The 24,280-nt window shown below is 71.0% G+C and carries 22 protein-coding genes; 13 read left to right on the top strand and 9 right to left on the bottom strand.

From position 1 onward, the window contains the following. The first annotated feature begins 16 nt into the window (after nt 1–16). The 8 genes from FJ091_09310 to FJ091_09275 all read left to right on the top strand — a co-directional run bounded on the left by FJ091_09310 (nt 17) and on the right by FJ091_09275 (nt 7,409). Nucleotides 17–1,621 (top strand): alkaline phosphatase family protein, encoded by a 1,605-nt coding sequence (locus FJ091_09310; GenBank protein MBM4383553.1) that lies wholly within the window; start codon nt 17–19, stop codon nt 1,619–1,621. Beyond that, a complete protein-coding gene (locus FJ091_09305; protein ID MBM4383552.1) occupies nt 1,618–1,890 on the top strand; it encodes a hypothetical protein in 273 nt (90 codons plus the stop codon). The genes FJ091_09310 and FJ091_09305 overlap by 4 nt, the downstream gene beginning before the upstream one ends. Further along, the gene (locus tag FJ091_09300) at nt 1,797–2,159 is read left to right on the top strand and encodes an MOSC domain-containing protein (GenBank protein MBM4383551.1); all 363 of its coding nucleotides are present in this window, start codon (nt 1,797–1,799) and stop codon (nt 2,157–2,159) included. Before FJ091_09305 ends, FJ091_09300 begins: the two co-directional genes overlap by 94 nt. A gap of 16 nt (nt 2,160–2,175) precedes the next feature. Next, nucleotides 2,176–2,949: a DUF2007 domain-containing protein gene (locus tag FJ091_09295; GenBank protein ID MBM4383550.1), complete on the top strand. Its 774-nt coding sequence runs from the start codon at nt 2,176–2,178 to the stop codon at nt 2,947–2,949. Nucleotides 2,950–2,960: 11 nt separating this feature from the next. Beyond that, nucleotides 2,961–4,043 (top strand): LLM class flavin-dependent oxidoreductase, encoded by a 1,083-nt coding sequence (locus tag FJ091_09290; GenBank protein MBM4383549.1) that lies wholly within the window; start codon nt 2,961–2,963, stop codon nt 4,041–4,043. Between the two features lie 24 nt (nt 4,044–4,067). Next, nucleotides 4,068–5,177, top strand: coding sequence for an acyl-CoA dehydrogenase family protein (locus FJ091_09285; protein ID MBM4383548.1), 1,110 nt, complete (start codon nt 4,068–4,070; stop codon nt 5,175–5,177). Nucleotides 5,178–5,179: 2 nt separating this feature from the next. Continuing rightward, nucleotides 5,180–6,412 carry an acyl-CoA dehydrogenase family protein gene (locus FJ091_09280; protein MBM4383547.1) on the top strand — a complete coding sequence of 411 codons (1,233 nt, stop codon included), beginning with the start codon at nt 5,180–5,182 and terminating at the stop codon, nt 6,410–6,412. A 181-nt stretch (nt 6,413–6,593) separates the two neighbouring features. Next, the gene (locus FJ091_09275; GenBank protein MBM4383546.1) at nt 6,594–7,409 is read left to right on the top strand and encodes a fibro-slime domain-containing protein; all 816 of its coding nucleotides are present in this window, start codon (nt 6,594–6,596) and stop codon (nt 7,407–7,409) included. Between the two features lie 17 nt (nt 7,410–7,426). Here FJ091_09275 and FJ091_09270 read toward each other — a convergent pair whose 3' ends face one another. Continuing rightward, nucleotides 7,427–8,629 carry a CoA transferase gene (locus tag FJ091_09270; protein MBM4383545.1) on the bottom strand — a complete coding sequence of 401 codons (1,203 nt, stop codon included), beginning with the start codon at nt 8,627–8,629 and terminating at the stop codon, nt 7,427–7,429. 39 nt (nt 8,630–8,668) lie between these two features. Here FJ091_09270 and FJ091_09265 point away from each other — a divergent pair, with 39 nt between their 5' ends. Further along, nucleotides 8,669–9,187, top strand: a complete 519-nt coding sequence (locus FJ091_09265; protein ID MBM4383544.1) for a hypothetical protein — start codon at nt 8,669–8,671, stop codon at nt 9,185–9,187. A gap of 4 nt (nt 9,188–9,191) precedes the next feature. Here FJ091_09265 and FJ091_09260 read toward each other — a convergent pair whose 3' ends face one another. The 3 genes from FJ091_09260 to FJ091_09250 form a co-directional block, all read right to left on the bottom strand. Beyond that, nucleotides 9,192–10,250, bottom strand: a complete 1,059-nt coding sequence (locus FJ091_09260) for a c-type cytochrome (protein ID MBM4383543.1) — start codon at nt 10,248–10,250, stop codon at nt 9,192–9,194. 28 nt (nt 10,251–10,278) lie between these two features. Next, nucleotides 10,279–10,971 (bottom strand): tetratricopeptide repeat protein, encoded by a 693-nt coding sequence (locus tag FJ091_09255; protein MBM4383542.1) that lies wholly within the window; start codon nt 10,969–10,971, stop codon nt 10,279–10,281. A gap of 172 nt (nt 10,972–11,143) precedes the next feature. Beyond that, nucleotides 11,144–12,784, bottom strand: a complete 1,641-nt coding sequence (locus FJ091_09250; GenBank protein MBM4383541.1) for a VWA domain-containing protein — start codon at nt 12,782–12,784, stop codon at nt 11,144–11,146. A gap of 454 nt (nt 12,785–13,238) precedes the next feature. Between FJ091_09250 and FJ091_09245 the strand changes: the two genes are divergently transcribed. Beyond that, nucleotides 13,239–15,038 (top strand): phosphoenolpyruvate carboxykinase (GTP), encoded by a 1,800-nt coding sequence (locus FJ091_09245; GenBank protein MBM4383540.1) that lies wholly within the window; start codon nt 13,239–13,241, stop codon nt 15,036–15,038. Here the strand turns inward: FJ091_09245 and FJ091_09240 are convergent. Then, complete coding sequence (locus tag FJ091_09240) at nt 15,025–15,408, bottom strand: VOC family protein (protein MBM4383539.1); 384 nt, start codon at nt 15,406–15,408, stop codon at nt 15,025–15,027. The genes FJ091_09245 and FJ091_09240 overlap by 14 nt on opposite strands. Then, on the bottom strand, nt 15,398–16,801 hold the full coding sequence (locus FJ091_09235; GenBank protein ID MBM4383538.1) for a M20/M25/M40 family metallo-hydrolase: 1,404 nt from the start codon (nt 16,799–16,801) through the stop codon (nt 15,398–15,400). Before FJ091_09235 ends, FJ091_09240 begins: the two co-directional genes overlap by 11 nt. A gap of 125 nt (nt 16,802–16,926) precedes the next feature. Here FJ091_09235 and FJ091_09230 point away from each other — a divergent pair, with 125 nt between their 5' ends. Further along, a complete protein-coding gene (locus FJ091_09230) occupies nt 16,927–19,422 on the top strand; it encodes a penicillin acylase family protein (GenBank protein MBM4383537.1) in 2,496 nt (831 codons plus the stop codon). 7 nt (nt 19,423–19,429) lie between these two features. Here FJ091_09230 and FJ091_09225 read toward each other — a convergent pair whose 3' ends face one another. Continuing rightward, on the bottom strand, nt 19,430–20,209 hold the full coding sequence (locus tag FJ091_09225; GenBank protein MBM4383536.1) for a class I SAM-dependent methyltransferase: 780 nt from the start codon (nt 20,207–20,209) through the stop codon (nt 19,430–19,432). A 68-nt stretch (nt 20,210–20,277) separates the two neighbouring features. Between FJ091_09225 and FJ091_09220 the strand changes: the two genes are divergently transcribed. Beyond that, on the top strand, nt 20,278–21,483 hold the full coding sequence (locus tag FJ091_09220; GenBank protein MBM4383535.1) for a glycosyltransferase family 2 protein: 1,206 nt from the start codon (nt 20,278–20,280) through the stop codon (nt 21,481–21,483). Here the strand turns inward: FJ091_09220 and FJ091_09215 are convergent. Together FJ091_09215 and FJ091_09210 are read right to left on the bottom strand one after the other, a co-directional pair. Further along, on the bottom strand, nt 21,480–23,027 hold the full coding sequence (locus tag FJ091_09215) for a glycosyltransferase family 39 protein (protein ID MBM4383534.1): 1,548 nt from the start codon (nt 23,025–23,027) through the stop codon (nt 21,480–21,482). The two genes, FJ091_09220 and FJ091_09215, sit on opposite strands and share 4 nt — an antisense overlap. Further along, a complete protein-coding gene (locus FJ091_09210; protein ID MBM4383533.1) occupies nt 23,024–23,677 on the bottom strand; it encodes a DUF502 domain-containing protein in 654 nt (217 codons plus the stop codon). Before FJ091_09210 ends, FJ091_09215 begins: the two co-directional genes overlap by 4 nt. A gap of 67 nt (nt 23,678–23,744) precedes the next feature. Between FJ091_09210 and FJ091_09205 the strand changes: the two genes are divergently transcribed. Continuing rightward, the gene (locus FJ091_09205; GenBank protein ID MBM4383532.1) at nt 23,745–24,269 is read left to right on the top strand and encodes a hypothetical protein; all 525 of its coding nucleotides are present in this window, start codon (nt 23,745–23,747) and stop codon (nt 24,267–24,269) included. Nucleotides 24,270–24,280 lie beyond the last annotated feature (11 nt).

The raw sequence follows: 24,280 nt of genomic DNA, 5'->3' as shown, positions 1-24,280 counted from the left end.
GCACCGCGGAGCCTCGATGTCGCGCTCCCTTCGCCCGCCGCCCTCGCTCGCCGCATTCGTGCTCGCGCTCGCCGCGCTGCTCGGCGCCAGCTCCGCACACGCGGCGCCGCGCGTCGTGATCGTCGGCGTCGATGGCGCGAGCTGGAGCGTCATCGACCGGCTGCTCGCACAGGGCAAGCTCCCGAATCTCGCGGCGCTGATGAAGCGCGGCGTCCACGCGAACCTCGCGACGGTGGAGCCGGTGATCTCGCCCGTGGTGTGGACCTCGATCGCGACCGGCCAGCCGACCGCCGTGCACGGCATCGGCGACTTCTTCGGCGACGCGCGCGAGATCGCGGCACCCACCATCTTCGAGCGCCTCGCGGTGCAGGGGCTGCGCGTCGGCACGTACGAGTGGCTCGTGACGTGGCCGCCGCGCCCGCTGCCCGGCGGCTTCGTGATTCCGGACTGGCTCCGCCGCGACGGCGCGATCTCGCCGAGCGACGCGTTCGCGCGCGCGGGCGTCGGCGACTACCGCTACTCGAACGCGGGCATCACCACGCGCGACGGCTTTCATCGCACTTCGTTCCGCGAGCTCGCCGCGCGCCCCTCGCGCTGGAACGCGCTGGCGCGCGCCTTCGAGCTCGACGCGGGGGCCGTCTCCTTCTACGCGATCGACGCGCTCTCGCACCGCTTCTGGGGCGACTCGTTTCCCGCGCAGTTCGAGGTGGGCTCCGCGCCACCGCCCGAGGCGCGGTACGCGCGCGCGATCGAGGACGCGTACGTCGGATTCGACCGCGCGCTCGGCGAGATCGTGGCCGCGCTGCCAGCCGAGTGCGCGGTCATCGTCGCCTCCGACCACGGCTTCCAGGCCTCGCCTGAGTGGCAGCGCGTGTGGTCGTTACGGCTTCGCAAGGCGCTCGCGGCTGAGGCGCTGCACGAGGGACCTAACACGTTCGAGATGGGCGAGTTCGCGGTCGTGGCCGCTCGCGTCGTTCCCGGGGACTTCGCGCAGCAAGACGCGCTGCTCGAGAAGCTCGTCGCGCTGCTCGAAGGCGCGACGACCGAAGCCGGTGCGCCGCTCTTCTCGGTGTGGCGCCTCGACGGCATCCAGCGCCCCGAGGGCCACGAGCGCGGCTTCAGCGATCGACTCGCACAGTGGGCGTTCCGCCAGGTCGCGCGCTTCACGCGCGGCTTCGAGTTCGACCAGCCAGCGCACGCCTGGATCGTCGCGATGCCGAACGGCGATGCGCTCGATGGTGCGTGGCCGAACGGTCGCGTGCGCATCGGCGGCAAGCTGCACGACGCGCGCGAGTTGATCTTCGGGGACGGCTTCAGCGGCACGCATGATCCCGTCGCGGTGTTCGCGGCGGCAGGCGGCGCGCTGCGCCACGACGCACGGCGCGGCGAGCTCTCGGTGCTCGACATCGCCCCGCTCTACGCGTACCTCGCGCGCGCGCAGATTCCCGACGATCTCCCCGGCAAGCTCGCGACGCACTGGCTCGAGCCGAGCGCGCTGGCGCAGCACCCGCCGCGCTTCGTGAAGGCGGGCACGCTGAAGCGGCTGCCGCCGCCCGCTGCGCCTGCGATCCCGGACGAAGAGTTGTTAGAACGCCTGCGCGCCATGGGGTACGTCGAATGAATGCTGGAGTCCGCCACCTCTCGCTCGCCGAGCTCGACGCCGGCATCCGCGCGCTGCCCGCGGCGCCGCGAGATCGCGGCACGCTCGCACTGATCCTCTCACGCCACGCGGACGGCGCGCGCACGACGCCGCAGCGCGTCGTGCTCGACCGCGAGCTCGGCGTGCCGGGCGACTCGTGGAGCCGCCTGCCCGCGCCGCGCGATCTCGACATGCAGCTCGCCGTGATGAACCGCGACGTCGCCGCGCGTTCGGCGCCGGCCAGCCGCTGACGACCTTCGGCGACAATCTCTACGTCGACCTCGATCTCTCCGCGGCGAACCTGCCCACCGGCACGCGCATTCGCGTCGGCAGCGCGCTGGTCGAGACGACGCCGTTCCCGCACAACGGCTGCGCCAAGTTCAACGCGCGCTTCGGCAACGACGCGCTGCGCTTCGTGCAGCGCGCCGAGACGCGCCACAACAACTGGCGCGGCATCTACTGGCGCGTGGTGGAGCCGGGCGAGATCGCGGTCGGAGATGCGATCGAGGTGCTGCGCTGATCCCGTGAGGTGAACGATGCCGCTCGAACGCGTCGCGAGCTTCACCTATCTGCATGAGGCCGAGCTCGCGCGCGCACTGCTCGAGTCTGCGGGCATCGAGGCGCACGTCGCGGACCAGCACCTCGTCGGCCTCGATTGGCAGATGGCGAGCGCGCTCGGCGGTGTGAAGGTGCTCGTCGCGGCAGAGCAGGCCGCGGCCGCGCGTGACGTGCTGGCTGCGCCGCCCGAGGAGAGCGCCGCGTTCGAGGCGAGCGATTCGCCCGAACCACTCGACGAGGCGGCGCGCTGCCCGAAGTGCGGCGCCGAAGGCGTTCCCGCGAATCAGCTCGACCGCCGGCTGCGCGCGTTCTCGATGCTCACCGTGCCGCTGCCGTTCACGATCGGGCGCCACCGGCTCGCGTGCGAAGCGTGTGGAACGCGCTGGCGCGCCGTGCCGGAGCACCGCGGCTTTCTGCGCGCGCTCGCGAACCTCGGCGCGCTGCTCGTGCTCGCGCTGCTCGGCGTGCTCTCGCTTTCGCTGCGCGGCATCGGCGGCGTGCGCGCGATCTTCTCGCGCGACGTGTTCGCTTGCTGGAAGTGCGGCGCGCAGTTCGCGAGCGGCGCTGCGGCGTGCCCGAGCTGCGGCAACGCCCTGCCGGGGCGTATCGCGTATGCGCAGCGCGTCACGCCCGGCCGTGCGTACGACGGCGCCTGCGCGCAGTGCCACCTGCCCTACGCGAACTCGGACTACGCTGCCGCCACCGAGCGGCGCTGCTCGTCGTGTCAGGCAGCGCTGCCGGAGAGTCCCTAACAGGAGTCCCCATGAAATTCGGCGCGATGGTCGCCACCAAGATCGACGACTGGCAGCTGCTGCAGTACGCGGAGCAGCTCGGCTACGACCACGGCTGGGTGCCGGATTCGCAGATGATCTGGTCCGATTGTTATGCCGTGCTCGCGCTCGCAGCGCACCACACCTCGCGCATCAAGCTCGGCACCGGCGTCGCGGTCGCGGGCACGCGCAGCGCGCCGGTCACCGCGCACTCGATCGCCTCGATCAACCGCATCGCGCCGGGCCGCGTGTTCCTCGGCATCGGGACGGGCCACACCGCGATGCGCGTGATGGGCTTCGATCCCGTGAAGCCGCGCGAATTCCGCGACTACCTGCGCGTCGTGCGCGGCCTGCTGCGCGGCGAGGAGGTGGAGTACACGCACGGCGGCGAGACGCGCGCGATCAAGCTGCTGCACCGCGAGCTCGGCTTCGTCGACGTCGCGCACGAGATTCCGATCTGGGTCGCGGCGAATGGCCCGCTCGCGCTCGCCGCGGCGGGCGCTTACGGCGACGGCCGCATCTCCGCGGGCGCGGAGGCGAGCGACCACATGCGCCGCAGCCTCGGTGCGATGAAGGATGGCGCCGCCAAGGTCGGGCGCGCGCTTCCGAATGACTTCCACACCGCCGCGCTCACGTTCTCGTGCGTGCTGCGCCCCGGCGAGACGCTGAAGAGCGAGCGCGTGATCGACGCGGTGGGCTCGATGGCGAGCGCGACGCTGCACTTCTGGTGGGAGCTCGCGGAGCAATCGGGCAGCGACCGCTTCATCCCGAACGAGGCGCGCGACACCTGGGACCAGTACCTCGCGTACCTGAAGGGCCTCGGCATCCCGCGCGCGCGCATGCACCTGCGCGTACACGAGGGCCACTGCACCTACCTCGTGCCCGAAGAGCGCCGCTTCATCACGCCCGAGGTGATCCGCGCGAGCGGCGGCCTGGTCGGCTCCCCCGACGAGATCCTCGCCATGCTGAAACAACACGAGGCCGCCGGCCTGCGCGAGGTAACGCTGCTGCCGCCCATGGCGAACGCACGCGAGTTGTTACGGGAGTTCGCGACCGAGGTGATGGCGCGCCGCTGACGCGGTACCGATGCGCGGGCCCGAATCGAGGAGAGCGACGTGACGACTTTGCCCGCCGATCAACGAGCCGCCTTGCTCGAAGCCGTGAGCCGCTTGCTCGCGACGGAGAGCAGCGAGGCGAGCGTGCGGCGCACCATGGCGACGCCGGCGGGCTACGACCGCGCGCTCTGGAAACAGCTCGCCGACATGGGCGTCGCCGGGCTCGTGGTCGACGAGGCGCACGGCGGCGCGGGCGCCGGCGCGGTCGAGCTCGAAGCCGTGATGGAGCTCGCGGGCGCTGCGCTGCTGTGCGCACCGCTGCTCGCATCGAGCGTGCTCGCGGCCGAGCTGCTGCGCGCTTCGGGAGACGAGGCCGCGCAGGCGCGCCTTCTGCCCGGCATCGCAAGCGGCGCGACGATCGCGACCGCCGCGCTGACGGGCGATGCCGGGACGTGGACGCGCGACGGCGTCTCGGTGACGGCCGCGGGCGAGGCGCTCAGCGGAGTCGCGAGCTACGTGCTGCACGCGCAGAACGCGGACGTGCTGCTGGTGCTCGCGCGCGAGCGCGATGACGTCGCGATCTACGAGGTGGATCCACGCGCGCGCGGCGTCGCGATCGCGGCGCTGCCCACGTTCGACCACACACTGCGCCTCGCGCGCATCGCGTTCGACGGCGCGCCGGGCCGCAGGATCGCCGGCGACGGCTGGCGCGCGGCCGAGGCCGCGCTCGACCTCGCGCTGGTGGCGCTCGCAGGCGAGCAGGCCGGCGGCTCGCGGCGCTGCCTCGAGCTCACGGTCGAGTACGCGAAGAACCGCTTCCAATTCGGCCGCGCGATCGGCTCGTTCCAGGCCGTGAAGCACATGGCCGCCGACTTGTTATTGGAAGCCGAGAGCGCGGTTTCCGCCGCGCGCTCCGCTGCGGAGCAGCTCGCCGCCGGTTCCGCTGAGGCGCGCGCCGCCGTCCCGCTCGCGGCGTTCGCGTGCGCGGACGCGTTCACGCAGGTCGCCGCCACGAGCATCCAGATGCACGGCGGCATCGCGTTCACGTGGGAGAACCCCGCCCATCTCTACTTACGACGCGCGCGCTCGGGCGCCCAGCTCTTCGGGAGCCCATCCGCCCACCGAGAGCGCTACCTCGCGGCGCTGGGAGCCTGAGCATGTCGACCGCCGCGATCTCCGACTCCGCCCTGCGCGACGAAGTGCGCGCTTGGCTCGCCGCGAATTGGAAGGGGCTGCCGAAGCCGCAGCGCGGGGCGAGTGGCGACTGGACGCTTTCGCCCGAGCACAAGGCGTGGCTCTCGCTCGTGGTCGAGGCGCGCTGGGCTGCGCCACGTTGGTCGGCCGAGTGGTACGGGCGCGGCCTCAGCGACGACCAGGCGCGCATCGTCGAGCGCGAGTTCGCCGCCGTCGGCGCGCCCGGCACGGGCCAAGACCGCACGAACCTGTGGGCGAACACCGCCCTCGCCCACGCGTCGCCCGCGTTCCGGCAGAAGATCGTGCCCGCGCTGCTGAAGAGCAGCGTCGCGATGTGCCTGCTCTACTCCGAGCCCGGCGCCGGCTCCGACCTTGCGGGCATTCGCACGCGCGCCGATCGCGACGGCGACGACTTCGTCGTGAACGGCCAGAAAGTGTGGACGTCCGGCGCGGCGACCGCGGACTACGGAATGCTGATCGCGCGCACTGACTGGGATGCGCCGAAGCACCGCGGCATCAGCTTCTTCTTCTGCCCGATGAAGCAGCCGGGCGTCGAAGTGCGCCCGCTGCGGCAGATCACGAACGAGAGCCACTTCAACGAGGTGTTCCTCACGAACGCGCGAATCCCGGCAGAGAACCTGCTCGGCCCGCTGAACCACGGCTGGGGCGTGCTGCAGACCGCCCTCGCCTACGAGCGCTCCGTAATGGGTGACGACGCGCGCGGCCCGCGCAGCGGCGTTCCCGAAGCGACGAAGGAAGAGCCGCTGATCGCGCTCGCGCGCGAGGCCGGCGTGCTCGGCGACGCCGCGCTGCGCCAGCAGATCGCGCAGGCGATCGCGTACAAGAAGCTGAATGCGCTCAACTCGCTACGCGCCAAGGCGGACCTCGCGCAGGGCACCTCGTCGCCCGTCGTCAGCCTCGGCAAGCTCGCGATGAGCCGCATCCTTCACGAAGAGGCGCGCGTGCGCACCGCGATTCTCGGCGCGCGCAGCCTGTTCGAGGGCCCGCAGCATCCGCGCGCGGAGGACGCGAACTTCCTCACGCTGAACGCATACTTCACGTCGATCGGCGGCGGCACGGACCAGATCCAGCGCAACATCATCGGCGAGCGCGTGCTCGGTCTGCCGAAGGAGCCGGAGATCGACCGCGAGATTCCGTTCCGCGAGGTGAAGGCGAGCCGCAGTAAAGCGCGCTGACCCAAACGGACTGCACTGGCGCAACTGCCCCTAACACGTGCGATGCGGTACCTGCGCTCCGAGGCAGAAGGTCCCTTGTGCCAGTGGTCCGTGAGGTCCACTGGGACGGGCCGGGCGGAATCGCAGCAACCCGTGACACGCAACCTCGATTGCGACCACTACACGGAGGGAGGATCCTCCTATGGCGCAGCGATGGCCCGTGGCCGCGTTCGCCGCCTTGGCACTCCTGGGTACCCCGGCCGGTGCTGCGACGATCGCCCTCACCGGGACGATCCGAGACTTCTGCTGGACGGCGATTCCGAACGTTTGCTCCGCGCATCCCGACTTCGAGGTGTCGTGGACCGGCTTCGATCCCGGGATCGTGGCGACGACCCTCGGCACGGACGGGAAGCCCGTGTACGTCGGCGGGAGCCTGCCTAATCCGACCACGTCGGGGCGGGCGAACTTCGATCAGTGGTATCGGGACACTGCCGGCGTCAACACGAGCGCGCCTCTCACGATCACGCTGGACAACTCTTCCTCCTCCGACCCGCGCGTGTTCGTGTACAGCAACAACTTCTTCTTCCCGATCGACGGGATGCTGTTCGGCGATCAAGGGTTCTCCCACAACTACCACTTCACCTACGAGATCCACACGACGTTCGGCTTCCTGGGCGACGAGGTCTTCACGTTTACCGGTGACGACGATCTGTGGCTCTTCATCAACGGCGTGCTGGCGGTCGATGTCGGCGGCGTTCACCTGCCACGCACAGCGACGATCGACCTCTCCAATCCGGCCGTGCAGGCGCTGCTCGGCATCACGCCGGGAAACTCTTACGACTTCGACCTCTTCTTCGCGGAGCGCCGTCGCACGCAGTCCAACTTCACGATCTCGACGACGATTGCGCTCGTTCCCACGCCGGAGGCGAGCACAGTTTCCCTGCTGGCGTTGGCAGCGAGCGCGCTCGCACCGTGCCTCCTGCGTCGGGTCCCACGGCGCGGCTCGCCGTCGTCGTAGATTCAAGGGCGCTGGCCTCAGATCGCGCCCTCGGCGCGCAGCGCCTTTACCTCCTCCGCTCTCATCCCCAACAACTCCCCGTACACCTGCGCGTTGTGCTCGCCGAGGTTCGGGTTGCGCGCGCCGCGCACAGCGGGCGCGCCGTGGAGGCGGAGCGGGCTCTGCGGCAGCGCGATGCGGCCGAGGCTCGGGTGCTCGTACCACTCGAGCGCGCCGCGCTCGTGGAGGTGCTCGCGGTGAAGCGCTTCGCGCACGTCGCGCACGGGCGCGCTCGGCACCTTCGCGGCGGCGAGCAGCGCGGCAGCCTCGTCGCGCGTGTGCTGCGCGCACCACGCGCCGACGAGCGCGTCCACCTCATCGCGCCGCTTCACGCGCCGCGGCGTCGTGCGGTAGCGCTCGTCGGGGGCGAGCTCCGGTCGCCCCATCGCTTCGCACAGGTTCTTCCAGTGCGGCTCCGTGAGGCAGAGCAGCACGATGAAGCCGCCGTCCTTCGTGGCATACGCGTTGTACGGCGCGAGCATGAAGCTGCCCTGCTGGTTGCCGACGCGCGGCGGCGCCTCGCCCTTGTCGTAGACCCACTCGAGCTGTGAGGCGACGGTGTGAATCGCGGCGTCGAGCATCGCGACCTCGACGAGCCGCCCGCGGCCCGTGCGCTCGCGCTCGAAGAGCGCGGTCATCACGCCGGCGTAGACGTGCGTGCCGGAGAGGAAGTCGATCCACGTAGGCCCCGCCTTCACGGGCGGACCATCGGGAAAGCCGGTCACGCTCATCGCGCCCGAAGCCGCCTGCACCGTGAAGTCGAGTGCGAGATGATCGCGATCGGGGCCTGACAACCCGTAGCCGGTGCCCGTCGCGTAGATCAGGCGCGGGTTCGCGGCCATCAGCACGGCGGCGCCCACTCCGAGGCGATCCATCACGCCGGGCGCGTAGTTCTCGATCAGCACGTCGGCCTTGCCCGCCAGCGCCAATAACAACTCGCGGCCGCGCGGGTGCTTCAGGTTGAGCGTGATGCCGCGCTTGTGCTGGTTGAGCGTCGCCATCGCGGGCAGCGTCTTGCGCCCGGTCAGCTCGCGCGCGCGCAGCGGCTCGCCGCTCGGCGGCTCGATCTTGATCACGCGCGCGCCGGCCTGCGCGAACAGCAAGCCCGCATACGGACCCTGATAAACCTGGCCGAGGTCGAGGACGAGCTGGCCCGAGAGCGGGCCTTGTGCGGCGTTCATCGTGCGATGATCGCGCAGAACCGGAGCACGGAGAACGCGATGGCCAAGCACGTCGACCAGGTGCGCTTACAAAACGTCCGCAAGCGGCTGCCGGCGATCGAAGCGCAGCTAGGCGCACTCGCGGGGCATTGCCGGATGCTCAACGACAGCGCGGCGTCGTGGCAGCAAGTCCCGAGCGCCTTGCTCGACGTGCAGGTCGACGTCGCGGGTCAAGCGAAGAAGCTGCTCGACTCGCTCGCGAAGCTCGAGAGCGAGGCGAGCGCGCTGCGCGCCACCGGCATCGGCCGCCCGCCCCGCAAGATCTCTCCCGGGAGGCCCGCCTCGTTCCAGTCGACGGCCGACTTGCCGGCCGGTGTCAAGCGCGCGAAGCAGGCCGCGGCTTCGTTCGACCGCAGCTTTCGCGAGTTCCGCAAGACCGTCGACAACATGATGAACGACCCGATGCGCGCCGCCGCGGCGGTCGATCCCGTCACGCCGATCGCGCAGGTGATCGATCAGGTCGGAACGATCTGGGAGATCGTGCAAGGCATCGTGGAATGGTCGAAGCGCAAGCGCTGAGCGGTCAGCGCGCGCGGCGATCGCCCGCGATCACAAACGGGTCCGCAAAGCGCGGATCGCGCACGAACGCTTCGTCCGTGAGCGCTTCGAGGAACGCGACGAGCGCATCCGCATCGCCCTCGCGCAGCGTGAAGCCGCGCACGCGCTCGCTCTGCTGCGGCGCGTGCACGCCGCCGCTCGCGTAGTGCGCGATCACTTCGCGCAGCGTCGCCAGGCGGCCGTCGTGCATGTAAGGCGCGGTCAGCGCGATGTTGCGCAGCCCGGGCGCGCGGAACCTGCCCGCGTCATCCGGCCGCCGCGTGCGCGCGAACAATCCGGCGAGCGCCGCGGGAGGCGTGAGGCCGTTGTGGTGGAAGCTCGCGCCGTCGCCCGCGAACGCTGGCCCTCCGTGGCACGAGCTGCACGCGAGCTCGGGCGAGGTGAAGAGGCGCAGGCCGCGGCGCGCGAGTGGCGAGAGCGCGCTGGCGTCGTCCCCGTACACGGCACGGTCGTACGCGGAGCTGCCGGAGATCAGGGTGCGCTCGAACGCGGCGAGCGCTTTCTGCACGTGTTCGAGCCGAAGTCCGCGCCGTGACTCAGGAAACACGCGCGGAAACTCGCGCGCGTAGAAGCGATCCCGCTGCAGCGCGGCGAGGATGCGCGCCTCGTTCCCCGCGACGCCGAGCTCGATCGGCGCGGTGTTGAGCATGGGGATCGCGGCCTGCGCTTCGAGCGATGCGGTGTCCGGATCCTCCCAGCCGAAGCGCGCGTTGTAGGCGACGTTCGCGAGCGACATCGCGCTGCGCGGGTGCAGCTCGCCCGTGGCGCCGAGCGCGCGCGCGCGGCCATCGGTGAACGCGCGCGCCTGCTGGTGGCACGACGCGCAGGAGTAGGCGCCGGTCGACGATAGGCGCGTGTCGTAGAAGAGCCGGCGCCCGAGCTCCACTTTGCGCGCGGACATGGGGTTGTCCGCTGGAACCCGTGGCGCGGGCATCCCGGGCGGCATCTGCCAGCGCCAGGCAGCTTCGGCTTGCGCGTGCGCGCACAGCAGCAGCGCGACCGCCCCTAACAACCAGCGGTTCACGCGAGCGAGCGGCGCGCGAGCGGTGCGCCTACCAGCTCGCGATCTCGGCTCCCGAGCCGGGCGCCGCGAGGCTCGCGGTCTCCTGGGCGAGCGCCGCGCGCTCGTCGACCCACTTCGCGAACTCGTCGAGGCGCGCCTGTGCGCCGGGCGTCTGCGAGTTCTGCTTCGCCGCAGCGACCCACGCCTGCATCTTCTTCAGCAGCATGTCGGCGAGCGCGCGCTCGCGGGCGAACAAATCCATGTACGCCGCCTTCGCCTCGTCGAGCTTGCCGAGATTCATGTACGCCTCGCCGCGGTACTCGACCGCCTGCGGGAAGCCCGGCTCGATCTTCAGCGCCTTGTCATACGAAGCGAGCGCCGCCTCGTTGTCACCGAGCATGCGCTGGCAGAAGCCAATGCCGTTCCACGCGTAGAACGCGCGGCCATCCGCGCGCGTCGCCTCCTTGTAGGAGCGCTGCGCGCGCTTCAGCTTCGCGTTCGCGCTCTCGACCGCCTTCGCGCGCGCCTTCGGGTCGGTCGCGGCCTGCGCCTCGACGAAGAGATCGAGCGCCTGCTTGCGCGCCTTCTCGCCGGCTTCGAAATGCCCCAGCGCGATCTCCTGCGGCGAGCTCCCGCCACCGAAGCCGCCGCCCCCGCCTCCGCCGCCACCACCGCCCGCGGCGAACGAGGCCGAAGCGAACACGAGCACGACGAGCGCTGCGGGCACGTGAAGGCGACGCATGCGAACCCTCCTGAGATGCGCGCGACCGTAGACGCGCGCCCTCCCGGGCGCACACCCGAGATGCGGCGTCAGACCCTGGAACCGCAGCGCCCGCGCGCGGTTTCGCGATCGCCACGCCCGCGTCTGACGCTGGCGTTACGGAGGTCGCTTCGCGCCGACTCGCGCTCAGCCGTCAGTTCGCGCGCGCGTGCTGGGCGCTGAGCGCCTGCGCGCGGCGGACGAGCGCCACGAACTCGGCGCGGTAGCCCTGCGCGTCGCGGCCGAGCGCGCTCTCGGCGAGCGCGATCGTGTCCGCCCAGGTCGCGCCGCCGCGGTGCTCGCTGGCGCGCAGCAGCATGCCGAATGCGGCGACCGAGGCGGCGAAGCGCGCGTCCTCGGGTGCGCGCGCGAGCGGCGTCACTGCGCTGTCCACCGTCACCGCGAAGCCGTCGCTCGCCTCCGCGTCGGGCGCCTTCCAGCGCAGCTTCACCGTCGCGAGCTCGCCGCCGAAGGCGGCGTCGCTCGGCGCGCGCCGCGTCTGGTACTTCAGCGGCTCGACCTTCCCGCCCTTCGTCCCCGAGCCCGGCGGCGCGACTTCGTAGAGCGCGGTCACGGTGTGGCCCGCGCCGATCTCGCCCGCGTCCTTCGCGTCGTCGAGGAAGTCTTCATCGCGCAGCGCGCGGTTCTCGTAGCCGAGCAGTCGGTACTCGCCGACCTGCGCAGGGTTCCACTCGACCTGAATCTTCACGTCCTTCGCGACCGTGAGCAGCGTGCCGGTCATCTGCTCGACGAGCGCCTTGCGCGCTTCCGCGAGCGTGTCGACGTACGCGTAGTTGCCGTTGCCGCGGTCCGCGAGCTGCTCGAGCGTCGCGTCCTGATAATTCCCCATGCCGAAGCCGAGCACGCTCAGGAACACGCCCGACTTCGCCTCGCGCTCGATCAGGCGCGTGAGCTCGCCCTCGCTGGTGACGCCGACGTTGAAGTCGCCGTCGGTCGCGAGCACGACGCGGCTCGCCACGCCCGCGCGATGCCCCGCACGCGCGAGCGCGTAGGCGCGCTCGATGCCCTGCCCGCCGTTGGTCGAGCCGCCGGCTTCGAGCTGCTCGATGGCGCGCGTGATCGCATGCCGCTGATCGCCGCGCACCGGCTCGAGCACGACACCCGCCGCGCCGGCGTACACCACGATCGCGACGCGATCGCGCTCGCCGAGCTGCTCGGCCAACAACGACAGCGCGCGCTTCACGAGCGGCAGCTTGTTCTCGTCCTGCATCGAGCCCGAGACGTCGATCAGGAACACGAGGTTGCTCGCGGGCCGCTCGGCTTGCGGGATCTCGCGCGCTGCGAGCGCGATGCGCACGAGCTTGTGCTCGGGGCGCCACGGCGCCTCCGTCACGTCCACGTGCACCGCGAAGGGCGCGCGCTGCGGGCGTTCGTACTCGTACGGGAAGTAGTTCACGAGCTCCTCGATGCGCACCGCGTCGGCGGGAGGCAGCTCGCCGCTCGTGAGGAAGCGGCGCACGTTCGCGTAGGACGCGGTGTCGACGTCGATCGAGAACGTGGAGAGCGGCGCGGTCGCCGCCGCGCGGAAATCGCTCTCGTCGATGCGCGCGTAGCCCTCCGTGTCGAGCTCGGGCTGCGCGGCGATCGAGGGCGACGGGACCGCGAACTCGAGGCCGGACGACTCCACCGCGATCGGCACTTCCTGGATCGATTCTTCGCGGCGATGCGCGGTCACCACGATCGACTCCACCGCGCTGTCTGCCGCCGCCTCGGGCGCTTGCCGAGCGGCCTTCGCGTCTCGCCGCCGCCCGGCGGGCGCAGGCGCCGACTCCATCTCGCTCCGCGAGAGCTCGTCCGCCGGCGCCGCTTCCGCCTGGGGCGAGGGCAAACGCCGCTCGCTCACCGGGGCCGACTCCTTCATTGCGCAGCCAAGCGCCAAGACCGCGACCGCAAAGCCCATTCCGAGAACGACCAAACGCCGTGCCATTTCGTTTCTCCCCTGCGCGGCAGCAGGCCGCGCGTATGGGAGAGAGCAAATCCGACGGCGGGCGCTGCGAAAGGCCGCGCCGGTAAATCGAACGCAAAATTCCGCGTTTCCCCTCGCGGCAATTGTGCAAATCTCCACCCCCCGGCGACGGCGGATGCCGCTCGAGCTGGGCGCCGGGGGTGATCGGCCGTTACGGCCGGGCCTCCCGCGGTCACTCAGTCTTCACGTCCACCGGCTTTGGGATCGGAGCTTGGCGCCCGATACCCAGAGATCGCGCATTTCGGAAAGGCGACGAATCGACATGGGCACGACGGCTCCGACGCGTAACCAGAAGCTCCTCGCCTGGGTGCAAGAGGTGGCAGCCCTCACCCAGCCCGATTCGATCCACTGGTGCGACGGTTCGCAGGCCGAGTACGACGAAATGTTCCGCCTGATGGTCGCGAGCGGAACCGCCCAGAAGCTGAACGAGCAGAAGCGCCCCAACTCCTATCTCGTGCTGTCGGACCCCGCGGACGTGGCGCGCGTCGAAGACCGCACGTTCGTGTGCTCGGAGAATCAGGAAGACGCCGGCCCGAATAACAACTGGCGCGCTCCCGCCGAGATGCGCGCCACGCTGACGGGGCTCTTCCGCGGCGCGATGCGCGGCCGCACGATGTACGTCGTGCCCTTCTCGATGGGCCCGCTCGGCTCGCACATCGCGCACATCGGCGTCGAGCTCAGCGATTCGCCGTACGTGGTGGCGAACATGCGCATCATGACGCGCATGGGGAAGAAGGTGCTCGACGTGCTCGGTGAGAACGGCGAGTTCGTGCCGTGCCTGCACAGCGTCGGCGCCCCGCTCCAGCCCTGGCAGCAGGACGTGGCGTGGCCGTGCAACGCCGACAACAAGTACATCGTGCACTTCCCGGAGACGCGCGAGATCTGGTCGTTCGGCTCGGGCTACGGCGGCAACGCGCTGCTCGGCAAGAAGTGCTTCGCGCTGCGCATCGCCTCGACGATGGCGCGCGACGAGGGTTGGCTCGCCGAGCACATGCTGATCCTGAAGCTCACGTCGCCCGCGAATGAGGTGAAGTACGTCGCCGCCGCGTTCCCGAGCGCGTGCGGCAAGACCAATCTCGCGATGCTCGAGCCGACGATCTCGGGCTGGAAGGTGGAGACGGTCGGCGACGACATCGCGTGGATGAAGTTCGGCAAGGACGGCCAGCTCTACGCGATCAATCCCGAGGCCGGCTTCTTCGGCGTCGCGCCCGGCACGAGCATGCAGTCGAACCCGAACGCGATGCGCGGGCTTCACGGCAACGTGATCTTCACGAACGTCGGCAAGACGGACGACGGCGACATCTGGTGGGAGCAGATGAGCAAAAGGCCCGCTCACCTGATCGACTGGCAGGGCAAGCACTGGACGCCCGAGTCGAAGACGCCCGCCGCGCACCCGAACGCGCGCTTCACCGCGCCCGCGAGCCAGTGCCCGGTGATCGCGAAAGAGTGGGAAGACCCGAACGGCGTGCCGATCAGCGCGATCCTGTTCGGCGGCCGCCGCGCGACGGTGGTGCCGCTCGTGCACGAAGCGCGCGACTGGCAGCACGGCACGTTCCTCGGCTCGATCATCTCGAGCGAGACGACGGCCGCGCAGGCCGGCAAGGTCGGCAACCTGCGCCGCGATCCGATGGCCATGCTTCCGTTCTGCGGATACAACATGGCGAGTTATTGGGCGCACTGGCTGAAGATGGGCCGCGCTCAAGGCGCGAAGATGCCGCGCGTCTACTACGTGAACTGGTTCCGCAAGAACGCCGCCGGCGAGTTCCTGTGGCCCGGCTTCGGCGACAACGGCCGCGTGCTGAAATGGGTGTTCGAGCGCTGCGCCGGCAAGGCGCACGGCGTCGAGACGCCGATCGGCGTGGTGCCGCGCGCGAGCGACATCGACCTCGGCGGGCTCGCACTCGACGAAGACGACATGAACGAGCTGCTCGCCGTCGACCGCGAGGGCTGGGCGAACGAAGTGCCGCTGATCCGCGAGTACTACGCCAGCTTCGGCGCGCGCATGCCGCGCGAGCTGAACGCGGAGCTGGACGCGCTGGAGAAGCGGCTCAGCGCGAACTAGCCGCGCTCACGAGCGTGAGCACGTTGCCGTCGGGATCGCGGAAGTGCGCGAGCACGCCGCCCCACGGCATGTGCTCGGGCGGCGCCTCGAACGCGACGCCGCGTTCGCGCAGACGCGCGTAGGTCGCCTCGACGTCCGCCACTGCGAGCGACACGCCGACGAAGCGGCCGACGAGCGCCTCGCCTTCCGCGTCGCTGGGCGCAACGCGCTCTAGCGCGAGCTTCGCATCGCCCGTCGCGAGCTCGGCCCAGCCGAACTCGTCGCTGCGCTGCGCGAGCTTCATCCCGAGCGCGTCCGTGTAGAAGGAGACGGCGCGGTCGAAATCGCGCACGAACACGCGCACGTAGGCGAGCGTGAAGTCAGCGGGCATCGCGGCCGAGGCGCAACAACAAGCGGCGCGTGAACTCGAGCCCCTGCTCGAACGCCTCCACCGCGATGCGCTCGTCCTTGCCGTGGGCGCGGTAGTCGTCGATGTCGAAGTACATGCCCGACATACCGTAGGTGGGAATTCCCGCGCGGCGCGTGTAGGCGGCGTCGCTCATCCACGGGTCCATCAGCGGCACCGCCGGCACGCCGGGCCAGAACTCGCGCGAGACGGCGGCGACGTGAGCGAAGAGGCGTGGGTTCGGTTCGGACGCTGGGGCCACGACGAGCTCGCCCCCGCCGCGCGTCACGCGCACGAGCGGGTCGGCGATGCGCTCCACGATGCGACGCTCGATCTCCGCGGGATCATCTTCGGGCATCAGGCGGCACTGGAGCGTCGCGGTCGCGCGCTCGGGCAGCGCGTTCTCGGCGTGCCCGCCCGCGATCAGCGTCGGCGTGCACACCGAGCGCAGCGTGCCGTTGTAGAACGGGATCGCGCTCAGCTTCGCGAGCCCCGCCGCGTCCGGCGGCTCGGCGAGCACGCCGCGCAGCGCCGCACCGAGCTCGCCCGTCTCGCTCTCCGCGAGCTGCTCGAGGTACGGGCGCGTCGTCGCGGTGATGCGCGCGGGAAACTCGATGCCGTCGAGCCGCGCGAGCGCAGCGCCGAGGCGGTAGATCGCGTTCTCGCGCGTCGGCAGCGAGCCGTGGCCCCCGAGGCTCGTCGCTTCGATCCGGAACAACAAGTAGAGCTTCTCGGCAGTTTGAATCGGCATGCGCACGAAGCGCCCGCGCTGCTGATGGAGCCCGCCGGCGTCGAGATTGATCGCATAGGCCACGTCCATCAGGTCGGGCCGGTTCGCGAGCAGCCACGCCACGCCGTTCGCGTCGCCCTCCTCCTCGTCCGCGGTGAGCGCCAGCAGAAGATCTCGCTTCGGCACGAAGCCCTCGCGCCGCAGCCGCGCGAAATTCGCGACCAGGTCGGCGACCTCGTTCTTGATGTCGACGGCGCCGCGCCCGTAATAAAAGCCGTCCCTTTCGGTGAGCGTGAACGGCGGCGTCGACCACTCGCGCGCATTCGCCTCCACGACGTCTAGGTGCGCCATGAACACGATCGGCTTCGCTTGCGCCCGCCGCGCGCTTGGCAAGCGCACCACGAGGTTCATGCGGTCCGGCCGCGGGCCCAGCACGAGCAGCTCCTCGTCGCGGAAGCCGGCCGCGCGCAAGTACGAGGCGATGCGATCGACCGCCGGGCCGGTGCTGCCCGCCTGAGTGGTGTCGATCGCGACGAGCTCCGCGAGCAACTGGCTCGCTTCGTCCCGGTCCGCCGCAGGATCTGCGGCGGCGAGAGACGAGCCGGCAAACGCGGCGAGCACGGCGCAGGCGATTCGGAGTGAGCGCATCGCGACAGTTTATGGACGCCGCGCGCGAATCAGTCCAGGCGCCTCCGCTCTCAGGGATTTCTTCCGGTGCGATCCGAGTTCGCGAGCGCACGACTCGCATACAGTCGCGCTCCCAGGAGACGCTCATGCCATCGCTCGCTGCAGTGCTCGCCCTCTGCCTCGTCTCGCTCGCGGCGACGGCGGCGTTCGCGGAGGCGCCCCCCGTGCAGTCGCTGCACTTCTCCGCCGCGAGCGGTCGCGTCGAGATCGTGTTCGACGCGCACGACGTGCCGCACATCTACGCGAGGAGCCCCGAGGACGCCTACCGCGCGCTCGGCTGGCTGCACGCGGGCGAGCGGCTGTGGCAGATGGAGTTGTTACGGCGGCGCGCGTCGGGAACGCTCGCGGAGCTGATCGGCCCGGACGGGCTCGAGTCCGACAAGCTCGTGCGCCGGCTCGGGATCCGGCGCACGGCGGAGGAAGCCCTCGCGAGCGGTCTCGCGGGCCCGGACGTGCCGCGCTGGCTCGGGGCCTACGCGGAGGGCGTGAACGCGAAGCTGAGCGAGCTCGGCAGCGACGGGCTCCCTGCGGAATTCAAGGCGCTCGGCGCGACGCCCGCGCCGTGGACGCCGGGCGACAGCGCAGCGTTCAGCAAGTACATGGGCTGGGACCAGAGCGGCAGCGACGCCGACCTCTGGCTCGGCATGATGGTCGAGAAGCTCGGCGCGGAAGCGGTGGGCGAGCTGTGGCCGCTCGATCGCCCCTACGAGCTCCCCACGATTCCGGCGGACGGCGCGATCGAAGAAGGCGCGCGCCGCTCTCTCGAAGCTGCGCGGCGCGAAGTCTCCGCCGATGTCGCGGCGCTCGCCGCGCGCAGCGGCGGCCGCGTCGATGCGCAGGAGTCGAGCGCGCTGATCGCGCGGCTCGCGGCCGCCGCGCGCGACGATCGCGGCGGCGCGTTCGGCAGTAACAACTGGGTCGTCTCGGGCGCACTCACGCAGAGCGGCAAGCCGCTGCTCGCGAACGATCCCCACCTCGGCTTCACCCTGCCGTCGCTCTGGTACACGGCGCACATCGTCGCGCCCGGACTGAACGTGATCGGCGTGACCTTCCCCGGCCAACCCTTCGTCACGCTCGGACACAACGACCGCATCGCTTGGGGCTTCACCAACATGCAGGCGGATGCGGTCGACTACTTCGTCGAGACCGTCAACCCCGCGAACCCGAACCAGTACCGCCACCGCGGCGCGTGGAAAGAGTTCGAGGCGCGCAGCGAGCTGATCCACGTGCGCGGGGAGGCGCCCGTCACGCTCACCATTCGCAGCACCGTGCACGGACCGACGCTGGAGGTGGGCGAGAAGGTCGTGGCGATCGCGTGGACCGGGCTGCGCCCGACGCGCGAGGCACTCGCGATCGCGCGCCTCAACAACGCCCGCGGCCTACGCGACTTCATCGAGGCGATGCGCGTGCTCGACACGCCGCCGATGAACGTCGCTTACGCCGACATCGAGGGGAACATCGCGATGGCGCCGTGGGGCGATCTCCCGCTGCGCGCGCGCGGTCACGGCCGCGTGCCCGTCGACGGCGCGAGCGGCGAGTACGACTGGGTGGGCCTCGTCCCGCGCGATGCGATGCCGCTCTCGATCAATCCCGCGCGCGGCTGGCTCGCGAGCGCGAACGGCCGGCCCGCGCCGGTGGGCTACCCGCACTACCTCGGCTGGATGTGGGACCCGAGCTATCGCACGCGCCGCATCCACGAGCTGCTCGCGCGCGGCGGGGCGCTTACGGTCGCGGAGATGCGCGCCTTCCAGCTCGATGCGCACGATCTCGCCGCGGAAGTGTTCACGCCGGTGCTGCTCGCGGTGCTCGAAGAGACGCCTCCTACTGAGAGCACGGAGATCGCCGCGCGCGAGGCGCTGCGCGGGTGGCGCTTCGAGTTCACGCCCGACACGGTGGCGGGCACGATTTGGAACCGCTGGTTCGCGCTGTACCGCGACGCCGTCTGGGACGACGAGTGGCGCTCGCGCGGAATCGTGCAGCCCGCGGGCAGCTGGGGCTACAGCGGCGACAACGAGCGCGAGCCCGCGCTCGAGGTGCTCGAGTACATCACGCGCGAGAAGCCGCACGCGATCTGGTTCGACGATCGGACGACGCCGCAGCGCGAGAGCCGCGACGAGCTGATGTTCTCCACGTTCCGCGCCGCCGTGCGCGAGCTCTCGCGCGAGCTCGGCCCCGACGTCGCGACCTGGCGCTGGGGCGCGCGCAACCGCTTCGCGGCGGAACAGCTCTCACCAGTTGTTACGGCGAGCAGCCCAGCGCCCGAGCTGCGCGGCGGGCCGTTCACGCTCAACCCCGGCGGCAAAGGCGGCGCGGTCTCGAGCGGAGCATCTTGGCGCCAGGTCGTCGACCTCGGCGCTCTCGACCGGAGCGTGGGCGCTTACCCCGGCGGCCAGAGCGGCGACCCCGCGAGCCCGCACTACGCGGACCAGCTCGCGCTGTGGGCGACGGGGAAGTACACGCGGCTGCGCTTCCCGAGCTCCGCGGAGGCTTTCCCTGCGGATGCCGCGAAGCGGCGCGTAATCCTCGATCCACTGCTGCCGGAGCGCGAGCGCGCGAAGATCTATCCGCAAACGCCGCAGTAGCACCGCGCTAACGAGGCCGTCGCCCCCACGCGGCGAATCCGCTGGCCCAAGGCGCGAGAGGCGTCGCGCACCACGCGCGGTCGATCCAGCTGAGCACGCGCAGCGCGAAATCGGGGCCGCGCTTCAGCACGTAGGACGCGGGGATCAGCGTGAGATCGACGTGGCGCAGCGCGACGCCCTCGAGGCCGGCGCCCTGCAGTTGCCGTCGCGTCGCGTCGGGATCGAGCTCGCGCTCGTCGGGCGTGTGAAACGCGTGGTACTTGCGGCCTAACAACACGCGGCCGACTGCGCGGAGCGCGCCGTTCACGTTGGGGTCCTGCGAGAAGAAGAGCCCGCCCGGCTCGAGGTGCGCCACGCAGTCGCGCAGGAAGCCCGGCAGCTCCGCCTCGGCGACGTGATGCAGGAATGCGAGGCACACGATCGTGTCGAAGCGCTCGCTCCATGCGAGGTCGCGGAACGACATGCAGCGGAACTCGACGTTGCGCACTCCGTCCCGCGCCTGCGCGCGCTGCGCCACGGCGATCGCCTCGGGCGAGAGATCGAGCGCGACGACGTGCTCGGCGTGCTGCGCGAGCAGCAGCTCGAACGCGCCGTCGCCGCAGCCGATCGAGAGCACGCGCCCGGGGCCCTTCTCGCCCGCTGCCGCCAGCAGCACGCGCAGGTCGCGCCGCATGCGCAGCCGCCAGCCGAGCGCGTTGTATTGCTGCTCGGCGTAGTAGCGCGCGAAGAACGCGCGCTCGTCGTCTTCGACCCGCGCGCGTGCGTCGCCTTCGAGCTGCGAGCTCATTGCTTCATCCTTGCCGCCTTCGCTCGGCTTCGCCTCGCTGCGCGCTCCGCTTGCGTTCTTTGCCACGCGTGGGTGCCCCGCGGCGACATAATGGGGACGTGTCGGAAGCGCGCGCCCTCGTCTCGTTCGTGCTGCCGTGCCTGAACGAGGCGCGCACGCTCGAAGCCTGCATTCGCGAGGTGCAGGCGTGCATCCGCGAGCACGGCCTCGACGCCGAGATCGTGGTCGCCGACAACGGCTCGAGCGACGGCTCGCAGGCGATCGCGGAAGCCGCGGGCGCGCGCGTCGTGCACGCCACCCAGCGCGGCTACGGCGCGGCGCTCATGGCGGGCTTCGACGCCGCGCGCGGGGACTACCTCGTGATGGGCGACAGCGACCTCTCCTACGACTTCCGCGAGGCGCCGCGCCTGCTCGCGAAGCTGCGCGATGGCGCCGACCTCGCGATGGGATCGCGCTTCCGGTGCCGCATCGAGCCCGGCGCGATGCCGTTCCTCCATCGCTACCTCGGCAATCCCATGCTCTCGTTCGTCGGCCGCCGCTTCTTCCGCGTGCCGATCTCCGACTTCCACTGCGGCCTGCGCGCACTCACCAAGCGCGCGTATCAGGCGATGGAGCTGCGCACGACCGGCATGGAGTTCGCGAGCGAGATGGTGGTGAAGGCCGGCGTGAGGAAGCTGCGGGTCGCGGAGGCGCCGGTGACGCTGCGCCCCGATGGCCGCGGGCGTCCGCCGCATTTGCGGACCTGGCGCGACGGCTGGCGCCACTTGCGCTTCCTGCTCACGCTCTCGCCGCGCTGGACGCTGATGGCGCCGGGCGCCGCGTTCGTGTTGTTAGGGACGGCGCTGATGCTGGCGGGCTGGTTCGACGACGTGGCCGCGGGCGGTCCGGCGCGCGCCGTGAATCGCATGCTGGTCGGCAGCGTGCTGATCTCGACCGGCTACGCCGCGATCACCACCGCCTTCGCGATGCGCATCTTCGCGCTGGTGGAGGAGCTCGGGCCTCCGGCGCCGCGGCTCGAGCGCTCGTTCGCGTTTCTCACGCTCGAGCGCGGCCTCGCTGCCGGCGCGCTCGCGACGCTCGTGGGCGGCGCGCTGCTCGCAGGCCAGGTGTGGTCTTGGGCGCAGTCGGGCTGGGAGATCCCCGACGCCGCCGCCGTGCTGCGCCCGAGCATCGTGGGCGGCGTGCTCGTCGCCGTGGGCGTGCAGACGATCCTCGCGTCGTTCGTCTACAGCATGCTCGGCATTCGCCGTCGCGACGGCGGCCCGCGCGCCTAGCGAGGCGCGTCCGCCTGCGTGAGCCCGCGTCGCAGCCACGCGAGGCTCGCCGCGAAGGCGAGCGCCCAAAGCGCGAACGCCGCCGCCGCGAAGAGCGGGCGGCCCGGAAAGCCCGGCCAGCCGAGCGCCACGCGCGCGAGCCACACGTCCGCGAACGTGGGGTCGAACAAGCGCGAGAGCGCGAGCGGCAAGGGTGCAGCGTGCCACTCGAACACGAAGCCGAACGGCGGCTGCCAGGTCGCCCACGCGCCGCCGGTCGTCAGGCGCGCCCACGAAACACAGATCGACGCGAGCTGCGCGACGGCGCCCGCAGCCGCGAGCCCAGCGAAAGTCGCGTGTGCTGCCAAGCTCCGCGCGTGGTCGAGCCAGGGCCCGAGGCCGAGCAGCGCGAACACCATCGGCGTGACGAGGTACCGCGGCCCGGGACACGAGAAGAGCCCCGTCCAGAGCTCGTACGTGGAGTAGAGCCCGAGCGTCGTCGCGAACAGCGCGATCACCGTGACCACTTCGACGCGCTGTGTGCGCCAGAGGCGCGCGAGGCCGAGCGGCGCGAGCGCGAGCAGCGGCGTGTAGAGGAACACGCTCATGCCAGGGCTCGCGAGAAAGCCGAGCAGCGCGCGCCGGGGGTCGCTGCCGAGCGTGCTGCGTTCCAGCATCTGCGGCGACTCGAGCAGCGAGCCCCACTTGAGCCAGTTCATCGCGACATAGAACGCCGCGGACGCCGCGAGCGGGGCCGCCGCGAGCGCAAGGCTGCGCACGAGGCGCGCGACGTCGCGCTCGCGGCGGAAGCGCTCCGCGAGCACGAACGCGAGATAGCCGCCGAGCGCGAGCCCGTTCAGCGCGCCCGCCGCCCGCACGTTGAAGATGAACGCCGCGCAGGCTGCGCCCCATAACAAGTCGCGCGGAGAGCCGGACGCGCGGAAGCGATGCCAGAAATAGAACGCAGCGAGCGCGAGCAGCGTCTCGGTGCCGTGCTGCAGGAACAACGTGCCCATCAGCGCCATGTGCGTACACAGCGCGAGCGCGAGCGCGGCAGCGAGCGCGCTCCCCTGCGACGCGCCGAGTCGGCGCTCGAACAGGAAGAAGAGTCCCGCGAGCGCGCCGGCGACGATCGGCGGATAGAACAGCACGCTGAACGCGCTCGATCCGACGGGCGGCTCCCCGAGCCAGCTCTGCCGCCCGATCGGCCCCGCCAGGGTCGCGCGCATCCGGGGCGTGAGGAGCGGATCGACGAGATCACCCGCGGCGTAGAACGGCGCGGCGAGCAGCGACTGCCCGACGACGTACTGGCTGTAGCTGCGCACGTCGCGGCCGCGGAACGCCATGTGAACGCGCGGCGGAACGGCCAGCGAGAAATCCTCGGAGATCGACTTCGCCTGAAAGAACACCCCGAGCTCGTCGGTCGACATGAAGTGCCCGCGATGGAAGAGCGCCAGCACCACGGCTACGAGCACGCCGAGCCGCAGTGCGATCCGGCGGTCGCTGCGTGCTGCTTCACTCGCCTGCGGCTCGCTGCGCGCTCCGCTTGCGTCGTCGCCGTTCACTTCTTCTGGCCGCCGCCGAGGTACTGCGCCGAGGTGACACCCATCGAGACGTACACGCTCGTGAGCGCCTCCATGCCGACGTTCGCGGGCGTGACCCACTCGTCGGGCACGTAGATCAGCGCGCCGCCTATCGGCACGGGGGCGGTCGGGATCAGCACGGCGCGAAACAGTTTGCCGCCGATCGGCACCGGCTCCGGGGTCGAGAGCAGCCCCAACACCGTCGCGCCGCCGGGGCCGCCGAAGTGGCACCACACGGGGCTCATCGAGAGCAGGCCCTCTTGATCGCGCCGCGAGAGCATCTCCACGAAGCGCTCGATCGTGTCGTAGACGTTGCGCACGATCGGAATGCGCTGCACCACGCTCTCGACCGCGGCTTCGAGGCCCGCCTGCGCGCCGCGCTCGACCACGAGGCCGAGCGCGAGGATCGCGAGCAGCATCAGCGCGATGCCGAGCGCGTAGCCCGCGAGCCGCGAGCCGCCGATCGCGATGCCGAGTTGGCCGAGCGCACCGCCGACCAAGCTGTCGGGCCCGAGCCACGCGAACACGAAGCCGATGGTCCACGTGAGGATCGAGACGGTCGCGACCAGCGGCAGCGCGGCGACCGAGCCCGTGACGAATGTGCGCGCGAGACGGCGAAGGGAGAGACGCATCGCGCGATTATGCCCGCGCGATTTCGCGCCGCGAGCGTGAGAGGATGCCAGCGTGGAGGCCCGGCGCATGCTTCGCATCCTGGTCATCGTGTTCCTGCTCGTGCTCGCGGCCGTGCTCGGCGCGGCGGCATGGCTGGGCGCGTTCGCGCGCATCGCGGTCGAGGAACGCGAAGTCGGCCCCCATCGCTTCGTCTATCGCACGATGATCGGCGCCGATCCCCAACAAGTCGGCGCGATCACGGACGAGATCGCGCGCGCACTCGATGCGGCGGGCATCACGCAGCGCCAGCCGCTCGATCTCTTCTACCCCGCTGGCGCGCGCGAGCCGAACGAGATCGGCTGGGCGATCGGAGACGGAGACGCCGCGAAGCTCGCGGCGCTCGACTCCTCGCTGCGGCAGCGGACGATTCCCGCCGCGCCGAGCCTCGTCGTCGAGTTTCCGTGGAAGCACCCGGCGTCGTTCGTAGTCGGCTACTTCAAGGTCGTGCCTGCGCTCGAGCTGCACCGCGAAGCGCACGGTTATCAGGACGCCGCGTCCTACACGTTGAACCTCGGAGACACGATTCTGTACGTGCAGCCGATCGTGAAGTAACGGAGGAGAGC

This window comes from Deltaproteobacteria bacterium, assembly GCA_016875395.1.
GTDB lineage: Bacteria > Myxococcota_A > UBA9160 > UBA9160 > UBA6930 > VGRF01.
Note: the sequence above shows the minus strand (reverse complement) of the source record. Positions and strands in the feature narration are given on the sequence as shown.

Bases quoted from the DNA above. Each gene is read 5' to 3' on its own strand.
- FJ091_09310 (MBM4383553.1), top strand. From the start codon at position 17: ATGTCGCGCTCCCTTCGCCCGCCGCCCTCGCTCGCCGCATTCGTGCTC.
- FJ091_09305 (MBM4383552.1), top strand. From the start codon at position 1,618: ATGAATGCTGGAGTCCGCCACCTCTCGCTCGCCGAGCTCGACGCCGGC.
- FJ091_09295 (MBM4383550.1), top strand. From the start codon at position 2,176: ATGCCGCTCGAACGCGTCGCGAGCTTCACCTATCTGCATGAGGCCGAG.
- FJ091_09290 (MBM4383549.1), top strand. From the start codon at position 2,961: ATGAAATTCGGCGCGATGGTCGCCACCAAGATCGACGACTGGCAGCTG.
- FJ091_09280 (MBM4383547.1), top strand. From the start codon at position 5,180: ATGTCGACCGCCGCGATCTCCGACTCCGCCCTGCGCGACGAAGTGCGC.
- FJ091_09275 (MBM4383546.1), top strand. From the start codon at position 6,594: ATGGCGCAGCGATGGCCCGTGGCCGCGTTCGCCGCCTTGGCACTCCTG.
- FJ091_09270 (MBM4383545.1), bottom strand. From the start codon at position 8,629: ATGAACGCCGCACAAGGCCCGCTCTCGGGCCAGCTCGTCCTCGACCTC.
- FJ091_09265 (MBM4383544.1), top strand. From the start codon at position 8,669: ATGGCCAAGCACGTCGACCAGGTGCGCTTACAAAACGTCCGCAAGCGG.
- FJ091_09255 (MBM4383542.1), bottom strand. From the start codon at position 10,971: ATGCGTCGCCTTCACGTGCCCGCAGCGCTCGTCGTGCTCGTGTTCGCT.
- FJ091_09250 (MBM4383541.1), bottom strand. From the start codon at position 12,784: ATGGAGTCGGCGCCTGCGCCCGCCGGGCGGCGGCGAGACGCGAAGGCC.
- FJ091_09245 (MBM4383540.1), top strand. From the start codon at position 13,239: ATGGGCACGACGGCTCCGACGCGTAACCAGAAGCTCCTCGCCTGGGTG.
- FJ091_09240 (MBM4383539.1), bottom strand. From the start codon at position 15,408: ATGCCCGCTGACTTCACGCTCGCCTACGTGCGCGTGTTCGTGCGCGAT.
- FJ091_09235 (MBM4383538.1), bottom strand. From the start codon at position 16,801: ATGCGCTCACTCCGAATCGCCTGCGCCGTGCTCGCCGCGTTTGCCGGC.
- FJ091_09230 (MBM4383537.1), top strand. From the start codon at position 16,927: ATGCCATCGCTCGCTGCAGTGCTCGCCCTCTGCCTCGTCTCGCTCGCG.
- FJ091_09225 (MBM4383536.1), bottom strand. From the start codon at position 20,209: ATGAGCTCGCAGCTCGAAGGCGACGCACGCGCGCGGGTCGAAGACGAC.
- FJ091_09210 (MBM4383533.1), bottom strand. From the start codon at position 23,677: ATGCGTCTCTCCCTTCGCCGTCTCGCGCGCACATTCGTCACGGGCTCG.
- FJ091_09205 (MBM4383532.1), top strand. From the start codon at position 23,745: ATGCTTCGCATCCTGGTCATCGTGTTCCTGCTCGTGCTCGCGGCCGTG.